This is a genomic window from Exiguobacterium sp. s193 (genome assembly GCF_018618755.1).
GTDB lineage: Bacteria > Bacillota > Bacilli > Exiguobacteriales > Exiguobacteriaceae > Exiguobacterium_A.
Window position 1 is genome coordinate 1 of the sequence record NZ_JACSMR010000019.1, and the last position, 14,721, is coordinate 14,721.

At 47.0% G+C, this 14,721-nt stretch carries 14 protein-coding genes, 3 tRNA genes, 1 rRNA gene, 1 other RNA gene and 1 other annotated feature; of the genes, 16 read left to right on the forward strand and 3 right to left on the reverse strand.

Annotation, left to right across the window (positions count from 1 at the left end; genetic code table 11):
- Both rrf and guaB read left to right on the forward strand, forming a co-directional pair.
- Positions 1–86 (forward strand): 5S ribosomal RNA (gene rrf / locus KNQ04_RS15265); the annotation flags it as partial.
- A 158-nt stretch (positions 87–244) separates the two neighbouring features.
- The gene (gene guaB / locus KNQ04_RS15270; protein WP_214851766.1) at positions 245–1,711 is read left to right on the forward strand and encodes an IMP dehydrogenase; all 1,467 of its coding nucleotides are present in this window, start codon (positions 245–247) and stop codon (positions 1,709–1,711) included.
- A 142-nt stretch (positions 1,712–1,853) separates the two neighbouring features.
- Here guaB and pdxR read toward each other — a convergent pair whose 3' ends face one another.
- Entirely contained in the window at positions 1,854–3,245 is a 1,392-nt protein-coding gene (pdxR, locus tag KNQ04_RS15275; protein WP_214851767.1) for a MocR-like pyridoxine biosynthesis transcription factor PdxR, read from the reverse strand.
- A gap of 125 nt (positions 3,246–3,370) precedes the next feature.
- On the opposite strand from pdxR, the gene pdxS reads away from it, so the two are divergent.
- The 8 genes from pdxS (at position 3,371) to KNQ04_RS15315 (ending at position 8,771) form a co-directional block, all read left to right on the forward strand.
- Positions 3,371–4,258: a pyridoxal 5'-phosphate synthase lyase subunit PdxS gene (pdxS, locus tag KNQ04_RS15280; RefSeq protein WP_483299253.1), complete on the forward strand. Its 888-nt coding sequence runs from the start codon at positions 3,371–3,373 to the stop codon at positions 4,256–4,258.
- The gene (gene pdxT, locus KNQ04_RS15285) at positions 4,252–4,836 is read left to right on the forward strand and encodes a pyridoxal 5'-phosphate synthase glutaminase subunit PdxT (protein WP_214851769.1); all 585 of its coding nucleotides are present in this window, start codon (positions 4,252–4,254) and stop codon (positions 4,834–4,836) included. The genes pdxS and pdxT overlap by 7 nt, the downstream gene beginning before the upstream one ends.
- 82 nt (positions 4,837–4,918) lie before the next feature.
- Positions 4,919–6,163 carry a D-alanyl-D-alanine carboxypeptidase family protein gene (locus KNQ04_RS15290; RefSeq protein ID WP_214851771.1) on the forward strand — a complete coding sequence of 415 codons (1,245 nt, stop codon included), beginning with the start codon at positions 4,919–4,921 and terminating at the stop codon, positions 6,161–6,163.
- 12 nt (positions 6,164–6,175) lie between these two features.
- Positions 6,176–6,385, forward strand: a binding site (T-box leader).
- Between the two features lie 61 nt (positions 6,386–6,446).
- Positions 6,447–7,724: a serine--tRNA ligase gene (serS, locus tag KNQ04_RS15295; RefSeq protein ID WP_214851772.1), complete on the forward strand. Its 1,278-nt coding sequence runs from the start codon at positions 6,447–6,449 to the stop codon at positions 7,722–7,724.
- Positions 7,725–7,861: 137 nt separating this feature from the next.
- Positions 7,862–7,952: transfer RNA gene (locus KNQ04_RS15300), tRNA-Ser, on the forward strand.
- 34 nt (positions 7,953–7,986) lie between these two features.
- Positions 7,987–8,077 (forward strand) — tRNA-Ser (locus tag KNQ04_RS15305).
- A gap of 34 nt (positions 8,078–8,111) precedes the next feature.
- Positions 8,112–8,201 (forward strand) — tRNA-Ser (locus tag KNQ04_RS15310).
- A gap of 105 nt (positions 8,202–8,306) precedes the next feature.
- On the forward strand, positions 8,307–8,771 hold the full coding sequence (locus tag KNQ04_RS15315) for a DinB family protein (RefSeq protein WP_214851773.1): 465 nt from the start codon (positions 8,307–8,309) through the stop codon (positions 8,769–8,771).
- Positions 8,772–9,238: 467 nt separating this feature from the next.
- Here the strand turns inward: KNQ04_RS15315 and KNQ04_RS15320 are convergent, their stop codons facing one another.
- The gene (locus KNQ04_RS15320; RefSeq protein WP_029332186.1) at positions 9,239–9,916 is read right to left on the reverse strand and encodes a deoxynucleoside kinase; all 678 of its coding nucleotides are present in this window, start codon (positions 9,914–9,916) and stop codon (positions 9,239–9,241) included.
- Positions 9,913–10,542 carry a deoxynucleoside kinase gene (locus KNQ04_RS15325; RefSeq protein ID WP_088835958.1) on the reverse strand — a complete coding sequence of 210 codons (630 nt, stop codon included), beginning with the start codon at positions 10,540–10,542 and terminating at the stop codon, positions 9,913–9,915. The genes KNQ04_RS15320 and KNQ04_RS15325 overlap by 4 nt, the downstream gene beginning before the upstream one ends.
- Before the next feature lie 110 nt (positions 10,543–10,652).
- Between KNQ04_RS15325 and tadA the strand changes: the two genes are divergently transcribed.
- The 6 genes from tadA to KNQ04_RS15355 all read left to right on the forward strand — a co-directional run bounded on the left by tadA (position 10,653) and on the right by KNQ04_RS15355 (position 14,430).
- On the forward strand, positions 10,653–11,159 hold the full coding sequence (gene tadA, locus KNQ04_RS15330) for a tRNA adenosine(34) deaminase TadA (protein ID WP_214851774.1): 507 nt from the start codon (positions 10,653–10,655) through the stop codon (positions 11,157–11,159).
- A 47-nt stretch (positions 11,160–11,206) separates the two neighbouring features.
- Positions 11,207–11,473, forward strand: an RNA gene (ffs, locus tag KNQ04_RS15335) — signal recognition particle sRNA large type.
- Positions 11,474–11,570: 97 nt separating this feature from the next.
- The gene (dnaX, locus tag KNQ04_RS15340) at positions 11,571–13,253 is read left to right on the forward strand and encodes a DNA polymerase III subunit gamma/tau (RefSeq protein WP_214851775.1); all 1,683 of its coding nucleotides are present in this window, start codon (positions 11,571–11,573) and stop codon (positions 13,251–13,253) included.
- Between the two features lie 23 nt (positions 13,254–13,276).
- Complete coding sequence (locus tag KNQ04_RS15345; RefSeq protein WP_012368932.1) at positions 13,277–13,597, forward strand: YbaB/EbfC family nucleoid-associated protein; 321 nt, start codon at positions 13,277–13,279, stop codon at positions 13,595–13,597.
- 18 nt (positions 13,598–13,615) lie between these two features.
- Positions 13,616–14,215: a recombination mediator RecR gene (recR, locus tag KNQ04_RS15350; protein WP_214851776.1), complete on the forward strand. Its 600-nt coding sequence runs from the start codon at positions 13,616–13,618 to the stop codon at positions 14,213–14,215.
- A complete protein-coding gene (locus KNQ04_RS15355; RefSeq protein ID WP_029332191.1) occupies positions 14,212–14,430 on the forward strand; it encodes a YaaL family protein in 219 nt (72 codons plus the stop codon). Before recR ends, KNQ04_RS15355 begins: the two co-directional genes overlap by 4 nt.
- The last annotated feature ends 291 nt before the right edge of the window (positions 14,431–14,721 follow it).

Consider the following 14,721-nt stretch of genomic DNA (forward strand, 5'->3'; position numbering starts at 1 on the left):
GTTCCCATGCCGAACACGGAAGTTAAGCACTTGAACGCCGAAAGTAGTTGGGGGCTTCCCCCTGTGAGGATAGGACGTTGCCAGGCAATTGAAAAAGACCGATCTGCATAACGCAGGTCGGTCTTTTTGTGTTATGTGAAACTTCAGACTGTTCTGATTATTTGTGGAGTCATTGACATGCCTCCCTCTGCTTGTTACCATAACATCAATATTCTTTTATCAAAGAGAAAGCGAGTGGATAAACATGTGGGAGAATAAATTTGCTAAAGAGGGCTTGACGTTTGATGATGTCTTGCTTGTACCACGTCGTTCAAGTGTCTTACCACGTGACGTCGATCTATCTGTATCCTTATGTGAAGGAATCACGCTGAACATCCCATTGATTAGTGCAGGGATGGATACGGTAACGGAAGCACCGATGGCGATTGCAATGGCACGTCAAGGTGGTCTAGGTGTCATCCACAAAAACATGTCAATGGAAGACCAGGCAGAACATGTCGATCGCGTCAAACGTTCTGAGAATGGTGTCATCACGAATCCGTTTTATCTTACTCCTGAACGCCAAGTATACGATGCAGAGTATTTAATGAGTAAATACCGTATTTCAGGTGTTCCAATCGTCAACAATGAAACAGAACGGAAGCTCGTTGGTATTCTTACGAACCGTGACCTTCGTTTCGTCAAAGACTACTCGACAGTCATCGAAACCGTCATGACAACAGAAGAACTCGTCACAGCTAAAGTCGGAACGTCACTCGAAGAAGCTGAACAAATCCTCCACAAACATCGCATTGAAAAATTACCACTCGTTGATGAGAACGGTGTATTAAAAGGGTTAATTACAACAAAGGATATTGAAAAAGTCGAACAATATCCACATGCAGCAAAAGATCAATTTGGACGTTTACTTGTTGCAGCAGCAGTCGGCGTTACAAAGGATGCGTCAATTCGTGCACGCTTCCTTGTTGATGCAGGTGTCGATGCACTCGTCGTTGATACGGCACATGGTCATTCAGAAGGTGTTCTCGTCAAAGTACGTGAGCTTCGTGATGAATATCCAGACCTTCCAATCATCGCAGGGAACGTCGCAACAGCAGAAGCGACACGCGATTTGATTGAAGCTGGCGCATCTGTCATCAAAGTAGGAATTGGACCGGGTTCAATTTGTACGACACGTGTCGTTGCTGGCGTCGGTGTTCCACAAATCACAGCAGTCTTTGATTGTGCAACGGAAGCCCGCAAGCATGGTGTCTCGATCATTGCTGACGGTGGAATCAAGTACTCGGGCGATATCGTGAAGGCGTTAGCAGCTGGCGGTCATGCCGTCATGTTAGGTAGTCTGCTCGCCGGTGTTGAAGAAAGCCCGGGCGAAATGGAAATCTACCAAGGTCGTCAATTCAAGACATACCGCGGTATGGGTTCTGAAGCATCGATGAAACGTGGTAGTCAAGATCGTTACTTCCAAGAAGCAGATAAGAAATTCGTTCCAGAAGGAATTGAAGGTCGCGTCGCTTACCGTGGAAAACTCGGTGATTCTGTGTATCAACTCGTTGGTGGGATTCGTTCAGGAATGGGATATTGTGGAGCAGCTTCACTTGAAGAATTACGTGAAGATACACAATTCATCCGCATGACTGGTGCGGGATTACAAGAAAGTCACCCACACGACATTCAAATCACAAAAGAAGCATCGAACTATACGCGCCAATAAAAAGAAAGCCCCACAGATTATGCGGGGCTTTCTTTTGTTTATGGGTCAGTGACATTAGGCGGTTCAAAGTCTTTAACGACATAGTCTATGAAAATCACGGAAACGTTCAAGCTGGTTTTGTTCACAGTCGGAGAGCCTGTTGTTACAACCGCCAAGCCTGTAACAACGCTGCAAGCCCTTCTTCAAGGTCGGATTCCAACAGACTCGCAAAACCTAAGACGATTTGTGGATGGACTGCTTCTAACGGAAGTTGTGCATACTGCGATAAACCATAAACTTGAATGGAGGCATCCCGTGCATGCTGGACTAATTCTTCTTCCGTCATCCCGTTCGCGACAGAAACGACAACATGCAAACCGGCACTTTCACCCGTCAGACGGAGAGAGGAGACGGCACGTAACGAGTTGACGACGAGATCTAACTTCCGGCGATACACCTTTCGCATCCGGTTCAAGTGTTTTTCGAAGTCGCCTTCTTTCATAAAACGTGTCAAAATCGTTTGATCGAAGCGCGACACACTACATGTGTAATAGGAGAGTTCGGTCTGATACCGCTCAAGCAAAGAAGGTGGAAGGACCATGTAGCCAATCCGGAGTGACGGCATCAATGATTTTGAGAAGGTACTTAAATAGAGAACCCGTTCATTATCGATGCTGTGGAGTGACGGAATCGACTTGCCACTATAACGAAACTCACTGTCGTAATCATCCTCGATAATGTAGCGTGTCGGGGATTCAGCAGCCCAGTTCACCAATTGCCGGCGACGGTTGACGGATAAAATGCTACCGGACGGAAATTGGTGGGCTGGGGTCACATACATGATATCCACATCCGTCTGATTTAACATCGAGACTTTAACACCGCTTTGATCGACTTGAATCGGGAGTGCTGTTCGTCCATGATTCTCAAGGATTAAGCGCGTCGCGTGATAGCCGGGGTCCTCGATGCCATAGGTGACATCTTGTCCTAACAAGAAAATCAGTTGTGGTAAAAGTTGTTCGACCCCGGAGCCGATGATGATTTGTTCCGGCGAACAGACGACACCCCTTGAATGGTAGAGATAGGTCGCGATTTCGACACGTAACGCGAGATCGCCTTGCGGATGTCCGAGTGAGACGAGGGACTGATTGTGTTCATCGATGACATCTTTGGCGTGTTTTCTCCAACGTGAAAACGGAAACGAAGCGCCATCGATTTTACTCGGATGAAAATCATGACGGATGAAGCTCGGGGCGATCACCCGTTGTTTCGATGCCACCGGTTGTTTTTTGACATAGGCCAGTTCCTCATAAGCGAGGACGAAGTAGCCTTTTCTCGAAATCGATTCGACATAGCCTTCTGCGACAAGTTGTTGGTAGGAAAGTTCGATCGTCGTTTGACTTAAGTTCAAGAATTGTCCGAGTTTTCGTTTGGACGGTAACTTCATGCCATAAGCTAAGCGTCCTTCGATGATTTCTTGACGGATTTGTTGATAAAGTTGTTCGTACAACGGTTTATTTCCTTCTCTGATGAGCTCGAACGATAGCATATCCATACGTCATATCTCCCTTTACTGACCTGTTCATTTCATCATAAACTGATACTTTTAAAATAGTCAATCGAGATTATACTAAACGTAAGCATGGAGCGACCATTCAATCTAGAGGGGGAATTGAAATGATGGAACGGCAACAAGGAACGGATCGTGTGAAAAGAGGAATGGCTGAGATGCAAAAAGGGGGCGTCATTATGGACGTCGTCAATGCAGAGCAAGCAAAAATCGCAGAGGCAGCGGGCGCAGTCGCGGTCATGGCACTCGAACGTGTCCCATCTGATATTCGTCGAGATGGGGGCGTGGCACGAATGGCAGATCCGACCATCACGGAAGCTGTCGTGAATGCGGTCTCGATTCCCGTCATGGCGAAATGTCGGATCGGTCATATCGTCGAAGCACGGATTCTTGAATCGATGGGGGTCGATTTTATCGATGAAAGTGAAGTCCTGACACCAGCGGATGAAGAATACCATTTGTTGAAGTCGACCTTTACGGTTCCTTTCGTATGTGGAGCACGCGATTTAGGAGAAGCGGCCCGTCGAATCGCGGAAGGCGCGGCGATGATTCGGACGAAGGGAGAACCGGGAACGGGGAATGTCGTCGAAGCCGTCCGTCACATGCGCAAAATTCAAGCTGAGCTCAACCAAATCTTACATACGAATCCGGATGAGTTGATGACGCGGGCGAAGGAGTGGGGTGCCCCTTATGAAGTCTTGCGTTTGATTCAGCAAGAAGGACGTCTACCGGTCGTGAACTTTGCTGCCGGAGGAATCGCTACACCGGCTGATGCCGCATTGATGATGCACCTTGGTGCTGACGGCGTCTTCGTCGGTTCCGGGATCTTTAAATCGGAGCAACCGGAAAAATTCGCAAAGGCGATTGTCGAAGCCGTGACGTACCGGGATGACTTCGAACGTATCGCGCACCTCTCAAAAGGTCTCGGAACAGCGATGAAAGGGATTGATGTCACATCGATGCCGTTTGAGGAACGGATGGCACCACGGGGATGGTAATCGGTGTACTTGGTCTGCAAGGGGCGGTCCGGGAGCACCTTGAGATGTTGATGTCGCTCGGTGTAAAGACACGAATCATTAAATCGGCCGAAGATTTAGAAGGACTCGCTGGACTCGTCCTGCCTGGTGGTGAATCCACGACGATGCGACGATTGATTGACCGTTACGCGTTGCTTGCACCGCTTCGACAAAAGACGAAGACGCTACCGATGTTCGGGACCTGTGCCGGGATGATTTTATTAGCAACGGAACTTGAGCAAGGGGCTGCTCATCTCGAAGCCATCCCGATGAAAGTGAAACGAAATGCGTTCGGTCGCCAAATCGATAGCTTTGAGACGATGGTCGACATCGAAGGAATCGAACAAGCCGTGGATGCAATCTTTATCCGGGCGCCTTATGTCGAACGGGTCGATCAAGGGACGCGGGTTCTTGCACAGGTGGCAGAGGACATCGTCGTCGTCGAAACGGACATGCATCTCGCCTGTTCGTTTCATCCGGAACTAACGAACGATACACGCATGCACCGGTACTTCATCGAAAAAGTAAAACAACATCATGCTGCTTCCGTCATTTCATAAGAAAAAGTATCCGTCAGTTCAGGCTGTCGGATACTTTTTTTATGCTACACTTATGATATTAATGAACTGAAGGAGAGGAACGATGAAACGATTTTTCATACTCTTCTTGAGCGTCCTTGTACTGACGACAAGTCTGCTTCCCGTGACGGGTTACGCGAAAGTACCGACGATCAAGGCGGAATCTTATATCATGGTTGATGCCGTGACAGGGAAAGTGTTACTAGAAGAGCAAGCTGATTTAGCGTTACCTCCTGCATCGATGACGAAGTTGATGACGCTCTATTTAGTACGGCGTCAAATCGAACAAAAGAAGTTGTCGTGGAATAAAAAAATCAAACCGAGTCAAAAGGTATTGAAAATTGCCGGAACACAAGGTGTAGCACGTGTTCCATTACGAAATCGTACATATACTGTCCGTGAACTCTATGACGCAGCGTTCATCAAGTCGGCGAATGACGCTGCCGTCTTACTCGCTGAAGTCGTGTCCGGAACGGAACAACAATTTGTCAAAAGGATGAATGAAACGGCGCAGACGTTTGGGATGGACAATACGGAATATGCAAACGCTTCGGGTCTCGACGCCGTCGATGCGGCCTTACCGGGGACGAACTTGATGACAGCGACGGATATCGCTTTACTTGTCATCCGGTTCATCAAGGACTATCCGGATGTCTTAGACGTCACGAGCCGTTCCTCGATGAAGCTTGACGGGATGACGCTTCAAAATTCGGATAAGATGCTGAAAAATCAAAAGTATGCGTATAGCGGGATGCGTGGCATGAAGACAGGCACGACGGATCTTGCCGGATATTGTTTTGCCGGTGTCGCGATCAAAGATAACATGACAATCATTACGGTCGTCATGCGGACGACATCCGATCAAGCACGTTTTGCAGAAACAAAAAAATTGCTCGATTATGGTTTTTCATCATTTGAACCGCTGACGTACTACGGCAAAGGCGAGAGGATTAAAGGTGTCTTCCCGATCCGCGGTGCAGAAGAGGCAGACTACGATGTCGTCACCGATGCGTCGCTCTACGTGACGGTACCGAAAACTGCAGCAAACCGTCCACCCGTATTTACGTTTGATGTGACCCATGCTCCTGTTAAAAATGGTGCAAGTGTCGGGACGGTTCAAGTGAAGGATGAGGGAACATATTTGCCGGGATTCGATGTGTCAAGATCACTTCTTTATAGTACGGAGCGGATTGAACTGGCGAGTTTTAAAACACGGTTATTCCGGGCGATTGCGGCCTGGTCCGATAAAATTGATGATGCGATTCGTAAACCGGGGCTTGTCAATCTCAAACAGGATAGTGTAAAGTAGAGCTAATCTCATAACGATGCAATGAACGGACCAAGTAAAGGAATTTATTCTGTTAAGAGAGCTAGTGGTTGGTGTGAACTAGTCAGAAGGATGCCTTGAATCGAGCCGGATCGCACACCTTGCGAACAAGGTGCGGGTACGCCCGTTATCGCGTCTTAAAGTTGGCTAGTTCTGTCTAGCAATGAGGGTGGCAACGCGGATCCAAGGTGATTCGTCCCTCTTCGGTTTTTATACCGGAGAGGGATGGATTGCCTTTTTTTATTGAAAAAAAGGAGGAATACACATGATTGATATTAAACGCCTGCGTCAAGATTTTGACGCAATCCAAGAGAAACTGGCACACCGTGGGGAAGATTTGACGGACATGAACCGATTCATCGCGTTAGATGAAAAACGTCGTGAACTGATTGCCCGGACTGAGGTTTTGAAAGCGGAACGAAATGACGCGACGAAAAAAATCGCGGAACTCAAACGGAATAAAGAAAATGCGGACGAAGCAATCGTCGCGATGCGGACTGTCGGAGATGAAATCAAAGGACTTGATGACGAGTTGCGCGAAGTCGAAGCGACATTGAATCAACTGTTGCTTGGTATCCCGAACATTCCGCATGACAGTGTGCCAATCGGTTCTTCAGAAGACGATAATGTCGTCATCCGTGAAGTGGGCGATAAACCGGCCTTTGATTTCGAAGCCGTCCCACACTGGGATTTGATGGAACAGTTAAAAATCGTCGACGTTGAACGGGCAGGAAAAGTTACAGGAAGTCGGTTCGTCTTCTACCGCGGCGCGGGTGCACGTCTCGAGCGGGCCTTGATCAACTTCATGATGGACATGCATCAAGATGAAAATGGTTATACGGAAATTTTACCGCCACTCATGGTCAACCGCGAATCAATGACGGGAACAGGTCAACTTCCGAAGTTTGAAGAAGATGCGTTCAAAGTCGAAGAGACGAACTATTTCCTCGTGCCGACAGCGGAAGTCCCGGTGACGAACATGCACCGGGACGAAATCTTGGCAGCAAGCCAATTACCGATTGGTTATGCAGCATACAGCCAGTGTTTCCGGTCTGAAGCTGGATCTGCCGGGCGTGATACACGAGGTCTGATTCGTCAACACCAATTCAACAAAGTGGAGCTTGTTCGTTTCGTGAAGCCGGAAGAGTCTTATGAACAACTTGAACTGTTGACTGGTCAAGCGGAAGAAGTGCTTAAACGGTTGAAACTACCGTATCAAGTTCTCAGCATGTGTACGGCGGACCTTGGGTTCACGGCAGCGAAGAAATACGACATCGAAGTCTGGATGCCGAGCCAAGGCATGTACCGCGAGATTTCTTCTTGTTCAAACTTTGAAGATTTCCAGGCACGCCGGGCACAAATTCGTTTCCGCCGGGAAGCGAATGCAAAACCGGAATTCGTGCATACATTAAACGGTTCTGCGCTTGCTGTTGGCCGGACGGTCGCAGCCATCTTAGAGAACTATCAACAAGCAGACGGCTCAGTTATTATTCCAGAAGTACTTCGTCCATACATGGGCGGACTCAAAGTGATTCAAGCATAAGTAGAAAAGGGGGAGACTTCCCCCTTTGTACTTTTAAAAAGTTTTTTTAGAAAAGGTCTTTACAGAGTAAAACCAAGATGCTATTATAATTTATGTCAGGAAGGCAAGCACGTTACAATTTGCTCGATTATAAGTACGGAGGCGTACTCAAGTGGTTTAAGAGAACGGTCTTGAAAACCGTCAGGCGGCGAAAGCCGTGCGTGGGTTCGAATCCCACCGCCTCCTCCATTTCTTTTTTTTACCTGAAAACTACATATAACTTGGAGGCGTACTCAAGTGGTTTAAGAGAACGGTCTTGAAAACCGTCAGGCGGCGAAAGCCGTGCGTGGGTTCGAATCCCACCGCCTCCTCCACTTCTTTTTTTTTACCCAAAATTACATTTAACATGGAGTCGTACCCAAGCCCGGCTGAAGGGGACGGACTCGAAATCCGTTAGGGGTCGCAAGGCCCGCGTGGGTTCGAATCCCACCGACTCCGCTTATATCGAGCATCTCACATCGTGTGAGATGCTTTTTTATTGCGTCGAGATCCGTTCGCGTGCTATGTTTTGCTACATGTAAAAAGGAAGAAGGAGTAAAGGATATGACAAACACAAAACAAACACTACTTGATCATTATAAAGAAACGATGGACTTCGTCCGAAATCTCGAACACATCCCGGAAGACGCGTGGCGGAGCTCGTATGCAGAAGGGAAATGGACGATTGCTGAAATCGTAGGTCACTTGTCACCGTGGGACCGCTTCATGGTGGCGGAACGTCTTCCGTATATGTTGGCGGATGAACCATTCCGTGTGAAACCGGACAGTCAGGAAGTTAACGAGGAAGCGGCGAAGATGAGTCGCGAGCAACAACGGATTTTGACGATTGATGAATTCTTAGTCAGCCGTGACCTGTTAAGACGGGCCGTCGATTTGATTCCGGAAGAGCGTTTGACGGATACGTTCACATCAAACGGAAAAACGATGATGATTGTTGAGTTGCTTGGTGCGATGAAACAACACGATTTACATCACATCGACCAAATCAAACAAGTCACAGCAGGATAAAAAAAGCCCTTCGACGACTGTCGAGGGGCTCAGGCTGTAGACGAAGTGCCATCGGGAGATCAAGCGTCTTTTTTCGTTGCTTTCCTCGGGCGAGGCGCAAGCCGTTGCTCCTTCGTCCTAACGGACAACGAGCAGGGTCTTGCCTGCCTCTGAAAAGTGCGTTAAACACGCACTTTTTCCCGTAGGAGTCAACGAAACGTGACGCTTTTTAGGTAACACTATGACGGAAAGTCAGTCATGCAGACGGTTTAGGACGCAATCTGTCTCGAATCGCTTTTAAAGCGAAAAGCAATCGGTCGCGATCCTGCAGCTTTGCTGTAGAGGCGCGGAAGATTGCCGCTTTGAAGACGAGGCGAGACAAGGAAGCGCGACCGGATTGTCTTTCGTTATCGCATGTTCACGCTTCATAAGAGTTTGTCTACACGCTGAAGCCCTTCGACGACTGTCGAGGGGCTTTTGCGTATGAATCAACGTGTTTTTGCAATCCGGGCGACTTCAAGTTGTTTATCGATTTTCGAGAGGATACGTTCAATCGACTCCGGTTCATTGAGAAGATCATATTCATCGATGGATAAACGAAGGACTGGGCAAATCGTGAAGTTATTGATCCAGTTCGTATACCGTTCGTACATCTCTTCCCAGTACTCGATTGGTGTTTGCTGTTCCATCTCGCGTCCACGGAGACGAATCCGGTCGAGGACCTGTTCAAACGATCCTTCTAGATAAATCAACAAGTCTGGATGCGGGAAAAATGGTGTCATGACCATCGCATCGAACAAACTGGAGTACGTTTCGTAGTCAGTTGGTGACATCGTTCCTTTTTCGAAGTGCATCTTCGCGAAAATGCCTGTATCTTCGTAGATGGAGCGATCTTGGATGAAACCACCACCGTATTGGAAGATTTTCTTTTGTTCTTTAAACCGTTCCGCTAAGAAATAGATTTGTAAGTGGAAGCTCCAGCGCTCGAAATCATGATAGAATTTATCGAGATAAGGGTTCGTATCGACTTTTTCAAGAGATGTCCGGAAGCCGAGTGCGTCTGCTAGACCGTTCGTGATCGTCGATTTTCCGATTCCGACCATTCCACCGATCGTAATGACGGCATCCGCCGGAATATTGTATTTTTCACGTAACTTCGAGTTCATGCGTGGTTCGCTCCTTCATATAATTCATTGCGGATTTTAGTTAAGACATAATCCAAGTCTTCTGGGCGTTTGACGAAGTCGAGTTCATCGCCGTTGAAACGGATGACTTTGACTTCCGGGTGTTTGATTTGATACTCCGTGACGAACGTTTCGTAGTCAGCTGCGAGTTGCTCGAGATAATCGCGTGACATGTGTTCTTCGACTTCGCGTCCGCGTAAGGCAACACGTTTCATCAGTGTATCGATGCTCGCATTCAAGTAGATGACGGCATCCGGTTTCGGCATATCTGTCGTTAAGATCGAATAAATTTGTTCGTATTTATCGATGTGCTCTACTTTGAGAGAGCGGTGAGCAAAAATCAAGTTTTTAAAGATATGATAATCAGCGACGACAGAGCGTTGTTTACTTAGGTAGTGACGTTCGATATCATCGAGCTGCTTAAAGCGATTGCATAAGAAGAACATCTCTGTTTGGAAACTCCATTCCTCGATGTCCTCATAGAACTTTCCAAGAAAGGGATTTTCTTCGACAATTTCGCGTAACATAGAAAATGAGAAATGATGACTGATGGCGTTCGCAAGTGAAGTTTTGCCTACACCAATCGGTCCTTCAACCGTTATGAACATATTCAATTACCCTCCGTTCAGCAAAGTGCAATTTATATTTTAGCACAAAGCAGGGACCCCTGCCGAAGTTTCAGAGGGAGAATTTTTGTAAAGATAGGGAGTGTATAAAAGTGGAGCGACACGAATATTATATGGAGCTCGCGATTGGTGAGGCGAAAAAGGCAGAAGCGATTGGGGAAGTGCCGATTGGGTGTGTCATCGTCAAAGGGGATCAAGTCATTGCGACCGGGTACAATCACCGGGAAACGAATCATCAGGCGACGGCACACGCCGAATTACTCGCGATTGAGCAAGCGTGTGAAAAACTCGGGAACTGGCGATTGGAAGGGTGCGAACTGTATGTGACGCTTGAACCATGTCCGATGTGTGCTGGAGCCATCATGTTATCGCGGATTGAACACGTCATCTTCGGAGCAGTTGATCCGAAAGGCGGTTGTTGCGGAACCTTGATGAATCTTGTCCAAGATGAACGTTTTAATCATGTCTCACGTTTGACAAGCGGTATATTAGAAAAAGAATGTGGCGAGTTGTTAACGGCGTTCTTCCGCGAACTCCGTGCGAAAAAGAAAGCAAAGAAACGTGCAATGGGTTGCAACAACTTAGACGAAACAGTATAATGAAAAAGCACTCGAACGGGTGCCACTAAAAAACGATAAATCATTTGCCGTGCTAGGTGGGGATGTAGCGGTTCCCTGTCACTCGCAATCCGCTATAGCGAGACTGAATTCCATATCGAGGGATATGATTGGTATGGTCTGCCTTACGTAAGTAGCGTTGACGTCTGAGTCCTGCGCAACAGATACCCATGAACTAGGTCAGGTCCGGAAGGAAGCAGCCTTAAGTGGTGCTCTCTGTGTGCCGCAGGAGTGCTTGGACTGAGCAGGCTGCGTAAGTAACGCATGTTGAACATATTTCAGAATATGGTGCACGGCAGTTTAATTTTTAAAGAACAAGTCTACAGCCGGTTTCGGTTGTAGACTTTTTTAGGTAGAATAGAACAAGGATCTTAAAAAAGAGGAGGCGCAAATTTGGCCTATCAAGCACTATACCGCGTGTATCGCCCACAGCGATTTGATGAAGTCGTCGGGCAAGCACATATCACCCGGACGATTCAAAACGCATTGATGGAAGAACGGATGTCACACGCCTACCTATTTTCAGGACCGCGGGGAACAGGGAAAACAAGTCTTGCGAAAATCATTGCAAAAGCAATCAACTGTGAACATGCTCCTGTCAAAGAACCGTGTAACGCGTGTCCGACCTGTCTCGCGATTACAGAAGGGTCGAGCCCGGATGTATTCGAAATCGATGCGGCTTCGAACAATGGAGTCGACGAAATTCGTGAAATTCGCGATAAGGTGAAATACCCGCCTTCAGAAGCGGCATATAAAGTCTATATCATCGATGAAGTGCACATGCTGTCGACAGGAGCATTCAATGCGTTACTAAAAACGCTTGAAGAACCACCGGCACATGCGATTTTCATCTTAGCGACAACAGAACCACATAAAATTCCAGCGACCATCATTTCGCGCTGCCAACGTTTTGACGTGAAACGCCATGAAGTCGATCAATTGGTTGAACGGATGCAGTTCATCTTATCCGATCAAGAAATTGCCTACTCCGAGACGGCGTTACGGTTGATTGCACGCGCGGCAGACGGGGGAATGCGAGATGCCTTGAGTCTACTCGACCAAGCCGTCGCATTTTCGAATGGTGACTTGACGGATGCTGCCGTACTCGAAGTAACGGGTGCCGTAGAAGATGAGGCGTTGCTTGCGATTGCAAACGCACTTCATGATCATCACGTCGATCAATTATTGCAGACGCTTGAGCAGATGCAGCGCGCCGGGAAAGACTTAAAACGGTTCGTCGAGGACTTGGTGTTCTTTTACCGGGATACACTGCTGCTAAAAGCTTCGCCGACGGCTGTTGATTTGTTAGAGCGTGCCCGTCCGACAGAAGAGTTCAAACAGTTCGTCGAAACGATTGAAACGGAAACATGTTTCCACGTCATCGAACAACTCCATGATTGCCAACAACAAATGCGATTGACGAATCATCCGCGTGTCCTAGTCGAGATTGCCTTCATTCAAATTACGGAGCAAGGACGGACGACAGGGCAAATCGTCCAGTCGTTACAACAGGAAGTAAGAGAAATGAAGGAACAGATGCACCAGTTGAAAGCGAATGGCGTACCGGCAACGGAGCAAGTCGCGGCACAACCTGCTAAACGGAAGCAGGCCCGTCCGACCGTCCGGATCGCAAAAGAGCGGATTCGGCAAATGTTGATGCGGGCAGAAAAAGCACAATTGCTTGAAATCCAAGAGCGCTGGGATGCTATTCTAAAACTCATCTTAAAGCAAGACGGTCCAATCTATTCGCTTGTCCATGAAAGTAAACCGGTCTTATGTTCAGGGGATACGTTATTGATTGAGTTTGATAACGGTAAAGGATGGCACTTCGAACAAGTCATGACGAATGAACGAACACGTTTCGTCATCGAAGAAGCGTTATTTGAAGTATGTGGCGTCAAACGAGAGATTCTCGCAATTCTTGACCAAGACTGGAATGAATTGAAAGCAGAGTTTGTTGCAAAGCGAAATAGTAGTAGTATAGAAGAGAAAGAAGTCGCTGAAGAATCAGAAAGCGATCGTTTATTATCCGAGACGCTCGGTCGTTTTGGTGATATCGTAGAATTTGAAGACTAATCTTACTTGGAGGAGGAACAAATATGCGTGGTATGGGAAACATGAACAACATGATGAAACAAATGCAAAAGATGCAAAAAGATATGGCGAAAGCACAGGAAGAACTTAAAGATTTAACAGTAACGGGAACAGCCGGCGGTGAAATGGTATCTGTCGTCGCGGACGGTCATAAAAATATCATTGATGTCATCATCAAAGAAGAAGTGGTTGATCCTGACGATGTTGAGATGATTCAAGATCTCGTTCTCGCTGCGACGAACGATGCTTTGAAAAAAGTGGATGAACTCGTTTCGAGTAAAATGGGTAAATTTACGCAAGGTATGAACATGCCGGGAATGTTTTAAACTGTAGGGGGAAATCAATTGCAATATCCTGAAGCAATCAGTCGTTTGATTGAAAGTTTTACGAAACTACCGGGAATCGGACCGAAAACGGCTGTGCGTCTTGCCTTTCATGTCTTAGACATGGAAGAAGATGATGTGTTGATGTTCGGGAAGGCGCTCGTCAGTGCAAAACGCGATATTTCTTATTGTAGCGTGTGTGGAAACATAACTGACAAGGATCCGTGTTATGTTTGTTCAGATAAACATCGTAATCGGACAGTTGTCTGTGTTGTTCAGGATTCGCGAGATGTCATCGCGATGGAGAAGATGCGTGATTATCAAGGTTTGTACCATGTCCTTCATGGGGCGATCAGTCCAATGGAAGGGATCGGACCTGAAGACATCAACGTGTCGAGTCTGTTGACGCGTCTCCAAGCAGATGAAGGCATCACGGAAATCATCTTAGCGACGAATCCGAACATCGAAGGAGAGGCAACAGCAATGTACTTGTCACGTTTACTGAAACCGACTGGCATTCGTGTGACACGAATTGCACATGGTCTTCCTGTTGGGGGAGATTTAGAGTACGCGGATGAAGTGACGTTATCTCGTGCGATGGAGGGAAGACGCGAACTATGAGTTGGTTTCGAAAAAAAATCCGAAACGAATACGATGAGCGTCTCCTTACAGAATTGTCTAAAGCAAAAGAAGACTACTTGATGAAACGTCATCTACTTGAGATCAGTTATGATGATTATGGTGATCTTGAGGCGCAAATGAAACTAGCAGAGTCGTTATATTTCTTCTATATAAGCGAAGCAAAACGAAGACGCGTTTCAATCATGATGAAATGAGCGAGTGAAGGCTGTGAGCCCGAGTGGTTTGCAGCCTTTAATCTGTTCTTAAAAAGAATAAACAAAAAAACTTAAAACTATTTCGATAAAACAGTTGTCACTCTCTAATTATCGTGGTATATTAATTCATGTCCTAAAGAGGACACACGCTTGAAACGAACGAAAAAAACTTCTTTTAAAAAGTTGTTGACTTATCGTTCCAGACTTGGTATTCTAATTGAGTCGCCAAAACAGGCGCGGACGAACTTTGAAAACTGAACGATGAGGCAAAAAACGTATCTTCGGATACAA